Origin of the sequence: Brevundimonas sp. (genome assembly GCF_030682035.1) — a bacterium.
In the GTDB taxonomy this organism is placed as follows: domain Bacteria; phylum Pseudomonadota; class Alphaproteobacteria; order Caulobacterales; family Caulobacteraceae; genus Brevundimonas.
The window spans coordinates 260,732-278,054 of sequence record NZ_JAUXQZ010000025.1 but is presented as its reverse complement, the minus strand read 5'-3'; the positions used below and the strand labels follow the sequence as shown (position 1 = coordinate 278,054).

Sequence of the window (17,323 nt, the reverse complement as noted above, 5' to 3'; positions counted from 1 at the left end):
TGAGACACCGCCACATCCAGTTGGCTCATCCCTGAACAGACTGCGGGCGGAACAAGCACCCCCATCCGACCGGCTTCGCCGGCCCCCTTCCCCCGCGAGGGGGGAAGGTGTCTTTGTATGATCACAATCTAATCTCCTGTCCTGCCTGATGCAGGAACGCCTTGAGGTCGGGAATCGCCAGCGCCCCGGTGTGAAAAACACTGGCGGCGAGGGCGCCGGAGACGTCGGCCTGTTCGAACACGTCGAGGAAATGCGCCGCCGCGCCGGCGCCGCCCGAGGCGACCAAGGGGATGGTCAGGCGGGCGCGGGCGGCGGCCAGCTGGGCGATGTCGTAACCGCGTCGGACGCCGTCCTCATCCATGCAGTTGAGCACGATCTCGCCGGCGCCGAGGGTCTGGGCCTCGACGATCCAGTCGAGAGTGCGGCGGCCGGCGGCGCGGCTGGCGGTGGGGTCGCCGGTGTACTGATGGACCACCCAGTCGTCGCCGGACCGTTTCGAATCGACGCCGACGACAACGCATTGGCCGCCCAACCGCTCGGCCATCTCGCCAATGAGTTCGGGGCGTTCGAGGGCGGGGGAGTTGATCGAGACCTTGTCGGCGCCGTGGTCGAGGCAGCGGGCGGCCTGATCGACCGAGCGGATGCCACCGGCGACGCTGAAGGGGATGTCCAGCAGACGGGCGATGTCGCGGACCCACCCATAGTCGAGGGTGCGGCCCTCCGGGCTGGCCGTGATGTCATAGAAGACCAGTTCGTCGGCGCCCTGATCGCGGTAGCGGGCGGCGAGGTCAGCGGCGTCGCCCATGTCCGTGTGACCCTGGAAGCGCACGCCCTTGACCACCCGGCCGTCCTTGACGTCGAGACAGGGGATGATGCGGCGCGCGGTCATGCCGCCAAAGCCTCTTCGAGGGTGAATCGGTTCTCGTAGAGGGCGCGGCCGACGATGGCGCCGTCGCAGCCGAGGGCGGCGGCGGCGGTCAGGTCGGCGACTGAGGCGACGCCGCCTGAGGCCTGCACCTTCAGGTCGGGGCGGCAGCGCACGATCCGGCCCAGCAGGTCGAGATTGGGACCGGTCAGGGCGCCGTCGCGGCCGACGTCGGTGACCAGCAGGTGGCGGGCGAGGCCGGGTGGGTAGCGGTCCAGCGCGGCCCAGAGGTCGACGGGGGCAGCCTCGGTCCAACCCTTCAGGGCCGGGACCCAACTGTCTCCGTCAGCCTTGACGTCGATGGCCAGGGTGATGCGGTCCGGGCCGAACCGGCGCAACCAGTCGGCGACGGTTTCCGGCTGCGACACCGCCAGCGAGCCGACCACGACCCGGGCTACGCCAGCGTCGATAAGGGCGGCGACGTCGTCGACGGAGCGCACCCCGCCGCCCGACTGGATGCGGATGTCGATGGCGCGGGCGAGATCGCCGATCAGGGCGTGCTGGACGGCACGGCCGGCCTCGGCGCCGTCGAGATCAACGATATGGGCCCAGGTCGCGCCCGCCGCGGCGAAGGCGGCGAGGCGGGCAGCAGGGTCGTCATCGTAGCGGGTGACCTGATCAAACCGGCCGTGCATCAGCCGCACGCAGGCGCCGTCGCGCAGGTCGATGGCGGGGTAGATGATCATGCCGATTGGTCCAGAAAGTTGGCGAGGATGCGGGCCCCGGTCGCGGCCGAGCGCTCGGGGTGGAACTGGCAGCCCCAGCGTTGCCCGCTGCGGACCATGGCAGGGACAGGGCCGCCATAGTCGGCGCGGGCGACGGTCGCGGGTCCGTCGGGACAGACGAAGCCATGGACGAAGTATGCGTAAGCTCCGTCCTCGACGCCGTCGAGCAAGGGGTCGGGACGGACGGCTGACAACCGCGACCAGCCCATGTGGGGCACGGTCAGGCCGGGACCCGGATCAAGCCGGCGGACGGCGCCGGGGATCAGGCCCAGCAGGGGGACGGGCTCGCCCTCCTCGCTGGTCTCGAACAGCAGTTGCTGGCCGAGGCAGATGCCCAGCAGCGGGCGGGGAAAGGCTCGGATCGGTTCGACGAGATCCAGCGTCGACAGACGCGCCATGGCATAGGAGGCCGCGCCGACGCCGGGCAGGATCAGCCGCTCGGCCTCCGTCACCGCGAGCGGGTCGTCGGTCAGGCGCACGGTCGCGCCGAGCCGCTCCAGGGCGAAGCGGACCGAGGCGGTGTTGCCGGCGCCATAGGCGAGGACGGTGACCTCGCTCACAACACGCCCTTGGTGCTCGGTACGACGTCGCCCTCAATGCGGATGGCCTGGCGCAGGGCGCGGCCGAAGGCCTTGTAGACGGCCTCGGTCTTGTGGTGGTCGTCGTCGCCCGTCACCGAAACATGGATGGCGGCGCCGAGGTGTTCCGCCAGCGAGCGGAAGACGTGGGCGGTCAGGTCGGTGCGGTAGTCGCCGATGAAGGGGGTCGCGAAGGTCCCCTCGAACACCGGGAAGGGGCGGCCGGACAGGTCGATCGAGACCGAGGCGTTGGCCTCGTCCATCGGCAGGACGAAGCCGTAGCGGGCAATGCCGCGGCGTTCGCCCAGCGCCTGTTTCAGGGCCTGGCCGAGCGCGATGGCCGAGTCCTCGATGGTGTGGTGCGGATCGGTGTGCAGGTCGCCTTCGCAGGCCAGCCGCAAGGAGAAGCCGCCGTGGGCCGCGACCTGTTCCAGCATGTGATCGAAGAAGCCGACGCCGGTGGCGATGGAGACCGGGCCGGTCGCGTCGAGATCGACGGCGCAGACGATGCGGGTCTCCTTCGTGTCGCGGACGGCCTGGCCGGTGCGGTGGGTGCGCGAGGGCGGACTCTCTACACCGAGCGCCAGAAGTGTGCGGTCGTTGAGCTCGCGCCGTTCGAACACCGGGACCGACAGGGCGTCGTCGATCTGGAACGGCACACCCAGCGCAGTCAGTCGGGCGGTGACCGCTTCCACGCCACTTGGCTGCACTCGAAGGGACGGTCCGGGGAGGCCGCCGACACGCATGAGGCCGTCCAGCGCGGCGGTCATGCGCGCGCGCTCCTCGCGAACCCTGCTGATCCGGGATTCCGTCTCGCGCAGACGGGACGGGTCCAACGCTTGCATGGCCAGCCGCACCGAAGGCTCCGGCAGGGCATGAGGCTCAAGCACGCTCCTTAGGGCGGCAGTGGTTTCGAGTGCGCAGATCATGGCGCCTACACGGGCGCCGACAAGGCCGTAGGCTAGCGAGAGACTGCGCACGACGACCAGGTTGGGGGCCTCTCTGACGAGGGCGGCCGTGGACGGACTATCGGCGAACTCGATGGCGCCTTCATCGACGACGCAGAGCGCGGGCGCGATCTTTCTGGCGTCGCGCAGGATGACGTCGAGCGGCCAGCCCGCGGTCGTGATCACGGCGACCGGCGACTGGCGGCCGCTCGGCGCCGGAAAAAGATTGCGCAGGGTAACGAACGGCTCGCCTTCCGGTGTCGAGACGGCGCCGCCTTGGCGGGCGGCGAGGCGGAAGATGAGCTCGAAGCCGTGTGTCGCGCCGCGCACCGGCAGGACGTTGTCGGTCGGGACGCCGTAGATTTCGGCCATGCGGGCGGCGAGGGCGCGCGGCTCAGTCGGATAACGGTCAAGGCCCTCACCGCCGGAAACGAGGGGCGAGAAGGGGGCGGGCAGGTTGTTCATGCGCCGCTCCTCAGATCGGCGGCGCGGGCGTGGGCCTCGAGCCCCTCGAGCCGGGCGAGGCGGGCGGCGATGGGGGCGAGGGCGGCGGCGCCGGCTTCGGTCACGGCCTGGACCGCCATGGAGGTCATGAAGCTGGCCGTGGTGACGCCGCCCATGGTGCGAGCGGCGCCGTCGGTGGGCAGGACATGGCTGGGGCCGGCGGCGTAGTCGCCCAAGGTCTCGGCGGCGAAGGCCCCCACGAAGACGGCGCCGGCGGCCTCGATGTGGGCTATCAGCTGCTCAGCGTCCACCGTTTGAAGGGCGAGGTGTTCAGGGGCGTAGAGATTGGCGACCTCGCAGGCCTCGGCGACGTCGCGGACCCGGATGGCGCGGCCCTCGGCGAGGGAGGCGCGGGCGATGTCGGCGCGGGGCAGGGTCTCAAGCTGGTAGTCCACCTCGGCGAGGATGGCGTCGATATTGGCCCGGCTTTCCGAGACGAGGATGACCTGGGCGTCGGCGTCGTGTTCGGCCTGGCTGAGCAGGTCGGCGGCGGCGATCTCGGGGTCGGCGTCGCGGTCGGCGATGACCAGCAGCTCTGACGGACCGGCCGGCATGTCGACGGCGGGACCGCCGGGCCGGGCGGCGGCCTGTTTCTTGGCCTCGGCGACCCAGGCGTTGCCGGGGCCGAACAGCTTGTCGCAAGGCGCGATGACTCCGTCGTCAAGCTCGGCCCCGAAGGTCAGGGCGGCGATGGCCTGGGCTCCGCCAATCAGCCAGAGGTCCTCGAGTCCGGCCTCGGCGGCGGCGAAGATCATGGCGGGGTGGGGCTCGCCCGAGGGCGACGGCGGGGTCACGACGACGCGGCGGCCGACCCCGGCGACGGCGGCGGGGATGGCCTGCATCAGCAGGGACGAAAACAGCGGCGCGGAGCCGCCGGGGACATAGAGACCCGCCGAACGCAGGGGTCGCCAGACGAGGCGCGAGCGAACGCCGGGGACGATCTCGACGTCGGGCGTGTCCTCGGGCCGGGTCGCTTCGTGGAAGATGCGGATGTTCTCGGCGGCCATGCGGATGGACCGGGTGTCGGCGGGGCGCAGGGCGTCGCGAGCGGCGGCGACGCGCTCGGAGGTCAGGACCAGACGGCGCGGCGCGGCTCCGTCCAGCTTGAGGCTCCAGTCGGTGACCGCCGCGCCGCCGCGCGTGCGGACATCGTCCATGATCTCGCGCACCGTGTCGGTGACGCGCGCCTCGGTGCGGCGGCGGGGGCGGGCGAGGGCCTCAAGGCGGCCCGCGGCGTCGAGCGCGCTCCAATCAATCCGGCGCATCACATCATCTTCTCGATGGGGAGGACGAGGATGGCCGAGGCGCCGGCGGCCTTGAGCCGTTCCAGCGTCTCCCAGAAGACCGCTTCCTGACAGACAGCATGCACGGCCACGGCGTCGTCGCGGCCCGCAAGGGGCATGACGGTCGGGGCGCCGGCGCCGGGCAGGATGGCGGTGATCTCGGCCAGAGCTTCGCGGGGGGCGTTGAGCATGACGTATTTGGCCCCCTGGGAGGACACCACGCCGGCCATCCGCTCGATGATGCTGTCCAGCAGGTGTTGCAGTCCGGGCTCCGGCGCGACCGGGGACTTGATCAGCACGGCCTGGCTGTCCAGCACCGTCTCCTTTGCGGCCAGACCGTTGGCCTCGAGCGTCGCGCCGGTGGAGACGAGGTCGCAGATGGCGGAGGCCAGTTTGAGTCGGGGGGCGACCTCGACTGCGCCGCGCATGGTGACGATGTCGGCGGAGACGCCCTGAGCATCCAGAAACCGGCGCAGGATCCTCGGATAGGAGGTGGCGATGCGCAGGCCGTCCAGCGAGGCCGGGCCGTCATAGGCAAGGGTCGGCGGCACGGCGATCTTCAGGGTGCAGCGACCGAAGCCGAGCGGCATCAGCACTTCGGCGACCGGCCCGCCGTTGCGGACTTCCTCGAGCACATTCTCGCCGACGATGCCGAGGTCGCAGACGCCGTCGGCCACGAAGGTGGGGATGTCGTCGTCGCGTACGCGCAGCAGGTCGATGGGGTAGTTCTCGACCCGGTAGAGCAGGTCGTTGTTGCCCTTGACCACGCGCAGGCCCGCGTCGCGGACGAGGTCGAGGCTGCGTTCGGACAGACGGCCGGATTTCTGGACGGCGATACGCAACCGGCCCTGGACAGTGCTCATGACGGGGTACTCAGACTTTCTGTTTCAGGCGGTCCAGCACAAGGCGATAGCCCTGATGAGGCATTTCCCTGAGGAAGCGGGCGACGCGGACGACGGTGGTCGGGCTGGCCTGGGCCTCGGCGGCGATCTCGCGATAGGACTTGCCGCCGGCGTCAAGCAGGCGGGCGACCTCCCACCGCTCGGCGAAGGCCCGCATCTCGGAAGGCGTACACAGGTCAGCCAGGAAGGCATCGACCTCGTGGCGCGACTTCAGCGACAGCAGGGCGTCATAGAGGGCGACGCGGCTGATGGCCGTAGCGGCGGCGTTGCGGGGCAAGGTGTCGATCATGGTACGTTCCACTATGCTGTAACAGTGGAACGGTCAAGGGGCCTCAACCCGGTGGCGTCGCGCCGTCATTGCCGCCTGTAGGGGGTGCATCTTCCAGCTGGTCGATCAGGCGAGCGCAATGTTTCGCACCGGCGGCGCGGGCCGACGCGGCCTGCCACTTCAAGGCTTCCGCGACCGCCATCGCGTCGTCATCGGAAAACGAGCGGGACTCCGGAACGGTGGTCATACTAAACGCCTGTGTCGGTTACCGCTCACGAACCCGGACCTGCCAGAATGGTTTCACGGAGAGTCCAGGTTTTTCTCGCCTGTGTTGTGACGGCCGCAGGCGCCGCGCTGGAAAGGATGAGCGGGTGGAAAAATCCGATATAGAGCCTGGATGATTCACAAGGTGCTCATCATTGGCGGGGGCCATGCCGGCGGGACGGCGGCGGCCTTGCTGCGGCAGTATGGGCACCAGGGGCCGATCGTGCTGGCGGGCGAGGAGCCGGCGGCCCCATATCAGCGGCCGCCCCTGTCCAAGGCTTGGCTGAAGGGCGAGGCCGATCTGGAGGCTCTGCTGCTGCGGCCGGAGCTCTTCTACGCCGAGCACGACATCGAACTGCGCACGGGCATGACGGCGACGGCGATCGACAGGGCCGCGCGGACCGTGACCTTTGCTGATGGGACCGTGGAGACTTACGACGCCCTGATCCTGGCCATGGGATCGACCGCGCGGAAGCTGCTCCTCCCGGGCGCTGACCGGCCGGATCTGCTGGAGTTGCGGACGCTGGCGGATGCAGAACGGCTGAAGGCGGCGGTGCGGCCGGGCAGACGGCTGGCAGTGGTCGGCGGCGGCTATGTCGGGCTGGAGGCGGCGGCCTCGGCGCGGGCGCTGGGGGCCGAGGCGGTGGTCATCGAGCGAATGGACCGGGTGCTGGCGCGGGTGGCGTCAGAGACCCTGTCGGCCTTCTTCACCAGCCATCATCGGGCGCATGGGGTTGAGGTGCTCACCTCGGCGGACGTGGTCGCGTTCGAGGACGGCGGCGTCCGGCTGGGCGACGGCCGGCTGATCGCGGCGGATGCGGTGCTGGTCGGGGTCGGGGCGCTGGCCAACGATGCGCTGGCGCGGACGGCAGGGCTGGCCTGCGAAAAAGGGGTGGTGGTCGATGAGGCGGCGCGGACCTCGGACCCGGCCATCTGGGCCATCGGCGACATGACGTTCCGGCCGATTCCGGTCCACGGCGGGCGGCGGCATCGACTGGAGAGCGTGCCCAATGCGCTGGAGCAGGCGAAACAGGCGGCGGCGGCTATCACCGGCCGCCCGACGCCGACGCCCGAGGTCCCGTGGTTCTGGTCCGACCAGTATGAGGTGAAGCTGCAGATTGCGGGCCTGCCTGACGGGGCGGATCGTCAGGTCGTGCGCGGCGATGTCCAGGGCGGGGCGTTCGCCGTCTTCCACCTGGCCGGAGACCGCCTCGTCTGCGTCGAGGCGGTCAACGCTCCGGCGGAGTTCATGGCGGGACGGCTGATGATCTCGCGGGGGCAGGCGGTTGACGCCGTGAGACTGGCCGACCTGTCGGTGTCGATGAAAGAGGTCGCGGTGGCTCAGGCCTGACGTGCGAGGTCTGTTTGAGTGGTCGGCGAGGCCAGGTTTTCGGTCAGCACGGCGAGCGGCACAGGCCGGCCGATTAGATAGCCCTGGGCCAGGTCGCAGCCCATGCCGCGCAACAGGGCGAGCGCCGTCGGCGTCTCGACGCCCTCCGCCGTGACCTTCAGGCCCAGGCTGTGAGCCAGGTCGATCGTCGACTTGACCAGAAGGGCGTCGCGCGACGACTGGTCGAGGCTGAGAATGAAGCTCTTGTCGATCTTCAGTTCGTCGGCCCGGATCTGCTTCAGATAGGTCAGGGACGACAGGCCGGCGCCGTAGTCGTCCAACGAGACGGCGATGCCGGCCTCGGCGAAGCGGGCGATGATGTGCAGGGCCAGTTCGGGGTTGTCCATGACGGCCGTCTCGGTGATCTCGAAGCACAGATCAGCCGCTGAGGCGACGACTTCCGCCAAGGCGAAATCGGCGAAGCTCTCATCGGAAAGCAGACGGCCGGAGATGTTGACCGAGACGGTCAGGACATGGCCGGCCGCGGCCATGGTCTTCTGGTCGGCGATCGCGCGGCGGATGGCCCATTCGGTCAGGGGGCGGATGTGGCCGGTCTCTTCCGCCATGCCGATGAACAGGTCCGGCGGGACGAAGCCGCGGCGCGGATGGGACCAGCGCATCAGCGCCTCGACCCCCGTGATCCGCTCGGCGCGGAAATCGTACTTGGGCTGATAGGCCAGCGTGACATCACCGTCGTGCAGGGCAGTCATCAGCTCGGAAATCAGGGACAGGTTGTCGCCGGGATCGCCGTAGGCGGCCTCGTCAAAGGCGGCGACCATCCGACGGGCCGCGCGGGCCTGATCGACGGCGATAGCGGCGCGGTCGACGGGCGAGGCGAGGTCGGAACTCGGCGCACCCCGGCCGGCGACGCCGGCGGTCAGGGCGATGTCGACCGGGGCGCCGTTGATCGTCAGCGGCGCCTGGGCCGCTTCGGCCAGTCGAGTGGCGGCGGCGACGGCCTCGGCTTCGTCGGCGGCGGCGATCACCAGGCCCAGGGCCCCGGCGCCGACGCGGGCCATCGGGGCACCGTCCGCAAGGGCGGACAGCCGGCGGCCGAGCGCGGCGAGAAGCCGGGCCATGGAATCATAGCCGATGGCGTTGCGGACCACCTCGAAGCGGTCGACCCCGAACAACACGACCCAGGCGTCGACCTGGGCGCCGGCCTGGCGTTCCAGCGACAGGCGGTTGGGCAGGCCTGTCTCCTGATCGTGCAGGGCCATGTGGGTCAGCCTTGCCTCACGATCCTTGAGGTCGCCTATCATGGCGTTGAAGCTGGCGGCCAGGCGACCGATCTCGTCCGCGGAAGTCACCGGCGCCTCGACATAATCGCCCTGTTGCAGCCGGTGCACGGCGTCATCCAGGGCGGTAATCGGGCGGGTCAGGCCCCGCGACAGTGCCCAGGTGCCGCCCATCAGCAGGACGAGACCGGCGACGCCGATCGCGGCCAGCCACCAGAACAGGGCCTCATAGGGCCGCATGGCGCGCTTCAGCGGATAGGTCAGGACCAGGTCGGCGGGCGCCGCCGTGTCGAAACTGGGCAGGGGACGGTCGAGCCGCATGGAAGGACCGTCGGGAGACTGGACGGTGATCGGCCCCTCACGCCTCTCGTCTGCGGTGCTGTTCAGCACCACGGCGGCCGACAGGGGGATGGCCGACAACTGTTCCAGATTGCGCATCTGGGCTGCGTCCAGCCGCTCGGCGAACACGACCCAGCCTATCAGGACCGGGGCATTCACCGGAGCGGCCACGACCTGAAAGGCTTGTCCGTCTATGGCCAGAACGCCCGATTCGATCCGGCCGGACTCCAGCCCGGTGAACAGCCTGTCGAGGGCGGCGTCGTCCAATGCCAGACCGGTGCTCGTTGCATGGCCGTCGATGCCGAGGATCAGGGCCCCATCGACCCGCTGGCGGGCGCGCAGATTGTCCAGCGCCGACCGAACAGTGGCTTCATCGTTGGTGGCGACGGCCTCACGGAACCCATAGTCCTGCGCCAGAACGCCCGCGCCTTGCTGCAGCTGGCTGGAGCGCGCGCTCCAGAGCTGGCTGTAGACGGCGCCGGCGGCGGCCATTTCATCGCGCACCACGCGTCGGGCGCTGTTGGTGACAGCGGTGACGACGGCCACCGCGGCGAGCAGCAGGGCGAGGCTGAACAGGCCCATGTAGATCACGGTGAGCCGGGTCCGCAGGTTACGAAAACGGACCAGGCTGACCAGACGGGTCGCGCTCACCGTACGGCTGCCCGGGCGCTAAAATCGCCGCTGACGGTGCTTCGGCCGGCGGCGACCGCGATGGTCAGGGGCCGGGAAATCTCATTGCCGCGGCCGGCGAGCCGGGGATGCCAGACGCGCAGGGTCGCTCCGCCGGCGGGAATCGTCCGCAGGGTCACGTCGCCGTCGACCGAGGTCTTGGCCGCCCAAGGCGTGTCGACCACCTTGATATAGGCCAGCATCTGATCGTGGATGTTGCAGCCAACGGCCGCCACGCCGACGGCGGCGAAGGTGTGGGTGCGACTCTCGTCACGACCGTAGAGTTGAAGCTCAAACCGGTTGCCACGCGAGAAGGAATAGACCTGGTGGCGGACCCGATCGAGATTGGGGAAGGAGACCGTCCCGCCCACCGGTACGACCAGGACATAGGGTTGGAACTGGAGGTCTTGCTGCGCCATGCGCAGAGGCCAGGCGAAGCGGATGGCGCCGCGAGGCACTCCGGCGGCGGGGTGCACGGTCACGACCGCGTCCTGCACGGGCCGGCCGGCGGCGTCGCGCACGCTGACCGTCAGGTCGCCCGCCATCGCCGGGGAACACACAACTAGCGCCGCGATGAAGGCAAAGAGAACACGCATTACTCAAGTCGTACAAAAACAAGATGAAATCGAAGTGAATCCAAATACGCGCCCTGATTATGGCGGCGAATTACACAACCATAGATATATTAATGCCATCTGCTTCGGAATTCACTTCGGCTTAATCGTGTTTTCCTATCCAGGCAGGGAACCAAACCGGGGACGACGATGACCTGCCGTGCTTGGGCGTTTGCGATTTCGATAGCCGCGATCGCCGCGATCGCCGGCGCCGCCGAGGCGCAGTCTCTCATCCCGGACTCACGCAGCGGCGGCAAGCTGCTGCTGACCGGCGGAGTCTCGACCATCGAGGGATCGGGCGGCGGCGGGCTGTCCACCTGGGCGACCATCACGGGCTATGGCGAGGAAGACGGGATCGGCGGCAACGCCCACGTCACCATCCTCAATCTGCCCGAGTATCAGTTTCGCACCGCGGGCGTGGCGGTCGGCCTGTGGGACCGGGTTGAGCTGTCAGCGGCGCGGCAGGAGTTCGACACTGGCGATACGGGCGCGCTGCTGGGTCTGGGTCAAGGCTTCACCTTCACCCAGGACGTGATCGGGGTGAAGGTCCGGCTGACGGGCGACGCGGTCTATGACCAGGACACCTGGGTCCCCCAGATCGCGATCGGCCTGCAGCACAAGTCCAACGATCAGGGCGCGGTCATCGCCGCCGTCGGCGGGCAGGATGATCAGGGTACAGACTACTTCATCGCGGCGTCGAAACTGTTCCTGGCCGAGAGCGTGTTGGTCAGCGGCGCGGTGCGTTGGACCAACGCCAACCAGACCGGCCTGCTGGGCTTTGGGGGCGACGCCAATGACGACCATGAGGCCCAGTTCGAGGGTTCGGTCGGCTGGCTGCTGAGCCGCAATCTGGTGATCGGAGCTGAATACCGGACCAAGCCGGACAACCTGTCCTTCGCCGGAGAGGACGACTGGTTTGACGTTTATGCGGCCTGGGCGATCAACAAACATCTGTCGGTGACGGCGGCCTGGGCGGACCTGGGCTCGATCGCCACCCTCGACGACCAGCGCGGCCTCTACCTCTCCCTCCAGGCGGGCTTCTGACATGATCGGCAAACTGACCTTGGCCGCCGCCGTCGCGGCATTCTCACTTCCCGCCATGGCGCAGGATCCGGCGCATCGGCCGGGCGAGGAGGCGGTCGATCCCTATGTGGTTGCCGAAGCCAACGCCGGCGCCGGCCCCTTCGAGGGCACGGAGATGCTCGAGGCCTTCCATGGCCGCGAAGGTTCGGACCGGATCGTCGACGGCCTGCTGGACCGCTCGGTCGACGATCCTCGCATTGCGGGGATATTCACTGCCACCGACATGGTTCGGCTGCGCCGGACCCTGAAGGAGCAGTTCTGCTACATCCTCAACGGCGGCTGCGCCTATTCCGGCCGGACGATGCAGGATGCGCACGACGACATCGGCCTCCAGCCCGCCGACATGGGCGCGCTGGTCGAGCATCTGCAGGCCGCGATGGACGCCGAGGGCGTGCCGTTCCGGACCCAGAACCGGTTCCTGGCCAGGCTGGCGCCGATGCGGCGGGACGTCGTCACGCGATAGGGGCGGATCAGCCAGAGCCAGTGCGCATCCCGGTCGGTCAGAATCGCGCGCTCAGCGTCAGCCGGGCATTCAGCGGGGCGCCCGGCGAGATGTTGAAGTTGTTGTGCGCATCCGAGAAATAGCTCGTGTCGAACAGGTTCTCGATGTTCAGCTGCAGATCGACCGTGTGGCTGACCTCGTAGAAGATGGCGGCGTCCACGCGGGTAAAGGCGGGCAGGCGGGTGGTGGCCGCGGTCGTCCGGATCGCCGCGAACTGGCTGGACTGATGGATCACGCCCAGACCGAAGCCCAGGCGGGGGTTGACGTCATAGCGATTCCACAAACTGGCCTGCTGTTTCGGCGTCTGGGCGAGGCGGACCGAGTCGTTCCCCTGCAGCCGCGCGTCTTGCCAGGCATAGCCGCCGCTGATCTGCCAGTTCGGCAGCAATCGTCCGGTGACGGCCAGTTCGAACCCCTCGGTGCGGGTCTCACCGACGTTGATTGTCACCGTTGGGTTCAGCGGGTTAGGCGTGGTCGCATTGGTCCGGTCCAGCCGGAACAGCGCGGCCGTGACGTTCAGGTCAGGACGGATGTCCCATTTGGCGCCGACCTCGTGATTGGTGAATTCCTCGGGCTCGAGGTTCTGCTCGGTCGTCGACAGCGTCAGGAACTGGTCGCCCGAACGGGGCAGGAATGACTGGCTGTAGCTGCCGTAGATCGAGACGTTCGACTGCGGCTTGTAGATCAGGCCGAGGCGCGGCGAGACCTTGTCGTCTGTACGGGCGAAGGGGCGGTCCGGATTGGGTTGCAGGTCGCTTCCGGTGATGTCGAAGCGATCGTACCGTAGACCGGCGACGATCTCGAAATGATCGCCGAGGCTGATCTGGTCCTGCACATAGGCCGAGACCGATTCGACGTTCGAAACCGTGTTGCGGTTGACCGCGGGAAAGCTGACGCTCGGGAACACGGGGTTGGCGAGGTCGAAAGTTGTGTTGGACAGCGCGGCGTTGCGGCGTCGATTGGTCGAGTCCTGGTCGCCGTATTCGAGGCCGAACAGCACCTTGTGACCGACGTCGCCGCTCCGGACGTCCCAGACCAGATTGCTCTGGACCAGCAGGTTCTGGCGGGTGGTGGGGTCCGTATAGCCCGCCAGCTGGACCGTCCCGTTCTGCGCCGTGGCGGCGCCGCTGGCGAAGACGTTGGTGTAGACCTTGTCGTAATCGCCATACAGGACCGTGGTCGAGACCTCGACATTGTCCGCCGGCACGCCGTCCAGGCGGAGCTTGACGATATTGGCCTCCAGCGTGGTGCGGTTTACGCCCGGGACGCCGAAGAATTGATCACGATAGCCCCCGAGAGGCGCTCCGGCCAGCGAGGGGACACCCCGATCGACGACGCGGTCATCGTTGACGTATTCGTACGACAGCCCGGCTCGCCAGCCGGCCCCGAGGTTGACTGCCACATAGGGGTTCACCGCGTATCGCTCACCTTCGAAAAAGTCGCGGTGGTTGTCGAGGTTCTCGTAGACGGCATTGATGCGGAAGGCGGCCATGTCGCTGATGGGGGCGTTGACGTCGGCCGACACGTCCCAGGCGCCGAAGCTGTTGGCGCTGACCCGGCCGCCGGCGAACATCCCGCTCGCGCTGGGCGTTTTCTGCACCCGGTTGATGATGCCGCCGCCGCCGCCGCGCCCGAAGATCAGGGCGTATGGGCCCTTGAGCACCTCGACCCGCTCGAGATTGTACAGGCCGCGGAAATACTGGGTGTCGTCACGCACGCCGTCGAGGAAGAAGTCGGCGGTGGTGTTCTGGCCGCGCAACGTGATCTGGTCGCGATTGCCTTCGCCCTGGCCGACCGTGGTCCCCGGCACATAGCGCAGGACGTCGCCGAGGCTGTGCAGCGCCTGGTCGTCCAGTTGCTCGCGCGTCACCACAGTGATGCTCTGGGGCACATCGATCAGAGGGGTGTCGGTCTTGGTCGCGGTCACCGAGTCGATCGCGATATAGCCGCGGGTCTGGCCGGTCACAGTGATCGTTTCCAGACTGGCCGGCCGGTCCTGGGCAATCGCGACAGCGGGGAATGTCAGGAGAATCGCCGTCGAAGTCAGAAGCACGCGCATGGATTTATCGTCTTTGGGTTTTTGCTAAGGTGGGGCTTCATAATGCGACACATTCTCATTCGCAAGGACAATCTGACCGGTTTCTGTCGGGTAGGCCGTTGCGGCTGCCGGGGCGGGCTGGCCGGCGACCCTCACGGGCGCGTGGCCCACGGGCTCGAAGGCCGTCAGCCAGGCCTCGCCGCCGGATTGCGGGGGTTCAGATGGCTGCGTTCGGCCAGACGCCAGCGGTCGAAGGCGGGTGCGTCCCCGCCCGCGCCAAGGCGGCGGAGCGGGCGCGTGGGGCGCGGCCCCGTGACCAGCGCGCCAAGGCTGGATCAGCGCGACAGTCTGACGCCGAGGCTGAAGGTGCGCGGCGGGCCGAAGCCGGCAACGCCGGTGGCGGTTTCAGAAACTTCCACGTCTGCATCGAACAGGTTGTCGGCGGCGATCCAGATCAGGGCGGAAGAACTCAGCGCCCATTCGGCGCGGACGTCGGCGGTCGTGGCCGCCTCCAGCACGCGGTTGTTGAGGTCGTCCTCGAAGCGACGGCTTTCGTGGCGCAGGTCGGCAGCCAGTGTCAGACGGTCGGTCGCGCGCCAGTCCAGGCCGGCCGTGGCGCTCCATTCCGGCGCCTGGGCCGGTCGCAGGCCGGTCAGCTGGGGGGCCCGTACGCCGCCGTCGATGCGGGCACCCGTGATCGACACGGCCGCGCGGAGGGACAGGGTTTCCCCGACCTCGAGCCGCCCGTCGATCTCGAGCCCTGCGGCTTCGATGGTCCCGGCGTTCATCCTCTGGCGCAGCACGCCGCCGGCGGGCACGAAGCCGGCGCGGGGGAAGACGCCGGGGCCCGAACCAATGGTGACATTGACGATGGCCGCGTCGATCTGGTTCCAGAACACCGTGTTGGTCAGCGACGCGCGCTCGCCGGTCCATGCCCAGCCGGCCTCGACACCGGTCAGCCGCTCGGGCTCCAGCGCGGCATTGGCTTCGGTCAGGTCGTTGCCGACGCGGAAAGGCCGATGCAGCTCGTTCAGGGTGGCGGGACGGAAGCCGGTGTAGGCGGCCAGCCGCAGAGCCTGTCCCGCACCGATCTCGCGCCGGACTCCCAGGCGGGCGCTTACGACTTCGCCCGAGCGGTCCGGATCGGTCTCGTTCAGCGTCGGCAGGCCGTTGGCGCGGTCGCGCTCCAGCCGGCGACCGTTCTCGTTGCGCCATTGGTCAAGCCGCAGGCCGCCGGCGATCAGCCATGGGCCGACGGACGACGATCCCTCCGCATAGGCGCCCACGACCGAGGTCTCGCCCCCGGCGATCCGGTCGCGAGTGAAGGCGCCGGCCATGAAGCGGAACCGCTCACGGGTCTCGCCGTCGTTGAAGCGGGCGTCGGCGCCGAACTCCCATTCGGCCCTCCCGATGCCTGAAACGATCGTGCGGCGCAGGGCGGCGTTGAGGCCCCAGCCGGTGGCGGGCGTTTCGAACTGGTCGTTAGCGGGCGTGGTCGTGGCGCGGTCGGCGGAGACCGCGACGGAGGTGTTGGCCAGATCGGTCTCGCGGCGCCAGGCCTGGAGACGCCAGCCGAGGCGGTCGGCACGTGGCTGCACAGCGGTGGTCGCGGACAGCAGGTTTCCGCTGGCGATTGCTCGCGCGCCGGCGAGGCCGGAGCCGCGCTCTTCCTGGAAGGCGGCGGCGCGCAGGGAAATCACGGCGTCGGCGATCGGCAAGTCGGCGCGCAGGGCCATGCTGCGGACCTCAAGGTCGAGCCGCGTGTCAGCGGCGCCCGCGGCGGAGCCCCGGACCGGGACATAGCCGTCGCGGGTCTCGTACAGACCGGAGGCAACCAGGCGGACGGGGCCGAAGGCTGTTGCGCCGGAAGCGGACAGACGACTGCCGTCGTCGGCGACCGAGGCGTCCAGCACGGCGCCTTCGTCGCGTTCCCGCAGGCTGATGACGCCGGTCAGGGCGCCTGCGCCATAAGGACCGGCCCCCGAGCTGCGCACGATGTCGAGGCTGGACAGGCTCTCGGTCGGGACTTGCGACCAGATCACCCAGCCGCCGAAGGGGTCGTTCAGCGGAACGCCGTCGAGGGTGACCAGGGTGCGTCCTGCGCCGGACGGGGCGAAGGCGCGCAGGCTGATCCCCTGGGTGGTCGGATTGGCGGACAGGCTTGAGGTGCGACGGAACAAGGAGACGGCGGGGACGGAGACGAGGGCTTCGTCGAGACGCTGTTCGGCCTTCAGGTCGGCTTCGGCCAGCCGGATGACCGCGAACGCGGCCTCCCCGGCGGCGGGCGGCAGGCGCGCGCCGGTGACGACGATCTCCGGCAATTCAGGCGGGGGGAACTGCAGCATGAAAGGTTACACTAGGACATAGACCCATAGACGGGATTGCCAACTGGGCCGAACGACAGACTGCGCCGACCCTCGCCGATCGCGGAGCCTGGGCCAACGTCAAGCCCATGCCCAACCGCACCAACATCCCCGCCTTCAGCCGCTTCCTGTATCGCTACAGAAACGCCGTGGAACGTTTCTTCAACAAGATCAAACACTACCGAAGCGTCGCCACCCGATACGACAAAGACCCCGAAAACTACCTCGCCGGAGTGAAGCTCGCATCAGCCAGAATCTGGATGCGCGCTAATGAGTCCATGGCCTAGAGGGACCGACCGACCACGGCCTTCAGCGTCTGGGCCTTGATCGGGAGGTCGGCGGCCAGACGGCCGGCCAGTTCGCGCGCGCCGACCGGATAGGCGTCGCCGCCGTCTGCGATCTCCTGGGCCATGGCCGAGGCCTGCATCAGCAGTTTTTCCAGCGCCTCGACCTGTTCGACGGCGAGGGCCCGGGCTTCCATCTGCAGCCGCTTGACCCGGTCCGCCGTGGTCGCGGGGGTGCGCATCAGATCGTAGATCTCGGCCTCGGCCGAGACAAGGCGCAGGTCGGGCTTGGCGGGCGGACTCTTGGACATGGAACAGGTCTCCTGCCGGAATAAATGCGAAGCGGCGCCGGGACGTTCCCCCCACGGGCGAGGCGGTTGAGGGTTGTCGCGCTGGTGTGTCCGTTC

17 protein-coding genes are annotated in these 17,323 nt (G+C 68.7%); 4 read left to right on the top strand and 13 right to left on the bottom strand.

Going from position 1 to position 17,323, the window contains the following annotated elements; genetic code table 11:
* Nucleotides 1-121: 121 nt before the first annotated feature.
* From hisF to Q8K49_RS06640, 8 genes are read right to left on the bottom strand one after another with little or no spacing between them, the layout of a single operon-like run.
* Complete coding sequence (hisF, locus tag Q8K49_RS06675; RefSeq protein WP_305304958.1) at nt 122-889, bottom strand: imidazole glycerol phosphate synthase subunit HisF; 768 nt, start codon at nt 887-889, stop codon at nt 122-124.
* Nucleotides 886-1,611 carry a 1-(5-phosphoribosyl)-5-[(5-phosphoribosylamino)methylideneamino]imidazole-4-carboxamide isomerase gene (gene hisA, locus Q8K49_RS06670; protein WP_305304957.1) on the bottom strand — a complete coding sequence of 242 codons (726 nt, stop codon included), beginning with the start codon at nt 1,609-1,611 and terminating at the stop codon, nt 886-888. The genes hisF and hisA overlap by 4 nt, the downstream gene beginning before the upstream one ends.
* Complete coding sequence (gene hisH / locus Q8K49_RS06665) at nt 1,608-2,210, bottom strand: imidazole glycerol phosphate synthase subunit HisH (RefSeq protein WP_305304956.1); 603 nt, start codon at nt 2,208-2,210, stop codon at nt 1,608-1,610. Before hisH ends, hisA begins: the two co-directional genes overlap by 4 nt.
* Nucleotides 2,207-3,640 (bottom strand): imidazoleglycerol-phosphate dehydratase HisB, encoded by a 1,434-nt coding sequence (gene hisB / locus Q8K49_RS06660; RefSeq protein ID WP_305304955.1) that lies wholly within the window; start codon nt 3,638-3,640, stop codon nt 2,207-2,209. The genes hisH and hisB overlap by 4 nt, the downstream gene beginning before the upstream one ends.
* Nucleotides 3,637-4,944, bottom strand: a complete 1,308-nt coding sequence (hisD, locus tag Q8K49_RS06655) for a histidinol dehydrogenase (RefSeq protein ID WP_305304954.1) — start codon at nt 4,942-4,944, stop codon at nt 3,637-3,639. The genes hisB and hisD overlap by 4 nt, the downstream gene beginning before the upstream one ends.
* Nucleotides 4,944-5,825: an ATP phosphoribosyltransferase gene (gene hisG / locus Q8K49_RS06650; RefSeq protein WP_305304953.1), complete on the bottom strand. Its 882-nt coding sequence runs from the start codon at nt 5,823-5,825 to the stop codon at nt 4,944-4,946. Before hisG ends, hisD begins: the two co-directional genes overlap by 1 nt.
* A gap of 10 nt (nt 5,826-5,835) precedes the next feature.
* Complete coding sequence (locus Q8K49_RS06645; protein ID WP_305304952.1) at nt 5,836-6,153, bottom strand: YerC/YecD family TrpR-related protein; 318 nt, start codon at nt 6,151-6,153, stop codon at nt 5,836-5,838.
* A gap of 43 nt (nt 6,154-6,196) precedes the next feature.
* Nucleotides 6,197-6,379 carry a hypothetical protein gene (locus Q8K49_RS06640; protein WP_305304951.1) on the bottom strand — a complete coding sequence of 61 codons (183 nt, stop codon included), beginning with the start codon at nt 6,377-6,379 and terminating at the stop codon, nt 6,197-6,199.
* A 150-nt stretch (nt 6,380-6,529) separates the two neighbouring features.
* On the opposite strand from Q8K49_RS06640, the gene Q8K49_RS06635 reads away from it, so the two are divergent.
* A complete protein-coding gene (locus tag Q8K49_RS06635; protein WP_305304950.1) occupies nt 6,530-7,747 on the top strand; it encodes an NAD(P)/FAD-dependent oxidoreductase in 1,218 nt (405 codons plus the stop codon).
* Here Q8K49_RS06635 and Q8K49_RS06630 read toward each other — a convergent pair.
* Together Q8K49_RS06630 and Q8K49_RS06625 are read right to left on the bottom strand one after the other, a co-directional pair.
* Nucleotides 7,738-10,014 carry a bifunctional diguanylate cyclase/phosphodiesterase gene (locus tag Q8K49_RS06630; RefSeq protein ID WP_305304949.1) on the bottom strand — a complete coding sequence of 759 codons (2,277 nt, stop codon included), beginning with the start codon at nt 10,012-10,014 and terminating at the stop codon, nt 7,738-7,740. The two genes, Q8K49_RS06635 and Q8K49_RS06630, sit on opposite strands and share 10 nt — an antisense overlap.
* On the bottom strand, nt 10,011-10,628 hold the full coding sequence (locus Q8K49_RS06625) for a methylamine utilization protein (RefSeq protein WP_305304948.1): 618 nt from the start codon (nt 10,626-10,628) through the stop codon (nt 10,011-10,013). The genes Q8K49_RS06630 and Q8K49_RS06625 overlap by 4 nt, the downstream gene beginning before the upstream one ends.
* Nucleotides 10,629-10,796: 168 nt before the next feature.
* On the opposite strand from Q8K49_RS06625, the gene Q8K49_RS06620 reads away from it, so the two are divergent.
* The gene (locus tag Q8K49_RS06620; protein WP_305304947.1) at nt 10,797-11,690 is read left to right on the top strand and encodes a DUF3034 family protein; all 894 of its coding nucleotides are present in this window, start codon (nt 10,797-10,799) and stop codon (nt 11,688-11,690) included.
* A 1-nt stretch (nt 11,691) separates the two neighbouring features.
* Nucleotides 11,692-12,192 (top strand): group 1 truncated hemoglobin, encoded by a 501-nt coding sequence (locus Q8K49_RS06615; protein ID WP_305304946.1) that lies wholly within the window; start codon nt 11,692-11,694, stop codon nt 12,190-12,192.
* Nucleotides 12,193-12,229: 37 nt separating this feature from the next.
* Here the strand turns inward: Q8K49_RS06615 and Q8K49_RS06610 are convergent, their stop codons facing one another.
* Complete coding sequence (locus Q8K49_RS06610; RefSeq protein WP_305304945.1) at nt 12,230-14,290, bottom strand: TonB-dependent siderophore receptor; 2,061 nt, start codon at nt 14,288-14,290, stop codon at nt 12,230-12,232.
* Between the two features lie 314 nt (nt 14,291-14,604).
* Entirely contained in the window at nt 14,605-16,614 is a 2,010-nt protein-coding gene (locus Q8K49_RS06605; RefSeq protein ID WP_305304944.1) for a TonB-dependent receptor, read from the bottom strand.
* Nucleotides 16,615-16,721: 107 nt separating this feature from the next.
* Here Q8K49_RS06605 and Q8K49_RS06600 point away from each other — a divergent pair, with 107 nt between their 5' ends.
* The gene (locus Q8K49_RS06600) at nt 16,722-16,919 is read left to right on the top strand and encodes a hypothetical protein (RefSeq protein ID WP_370867738.1); all 198 of its coding nucleotides are present in this window, start codon (nt 16,722-16,724) and stop codon (nt 16,917-16,919) included.
* Here the strand turns inward: Q8K49_RS06600 and Q8K49_RS06595 are convergent.
* Nucleotides 16,916-17,227, bottom strand: coding sequence for a hypothetical protein (locus Q8K49_RS06595; RefSeq protein ID WP_305304943.1), 312 nt, complete (start codon nt 17,225-17,227; stop codon nt 16,916-16,918). The genes Q8K49_RS06600 and Q8K49_RS06595 overlap by 4 nt on opposite strands.
* Nucleotides 17,228-17,323 lie beyond the last annotated feature (96 nt).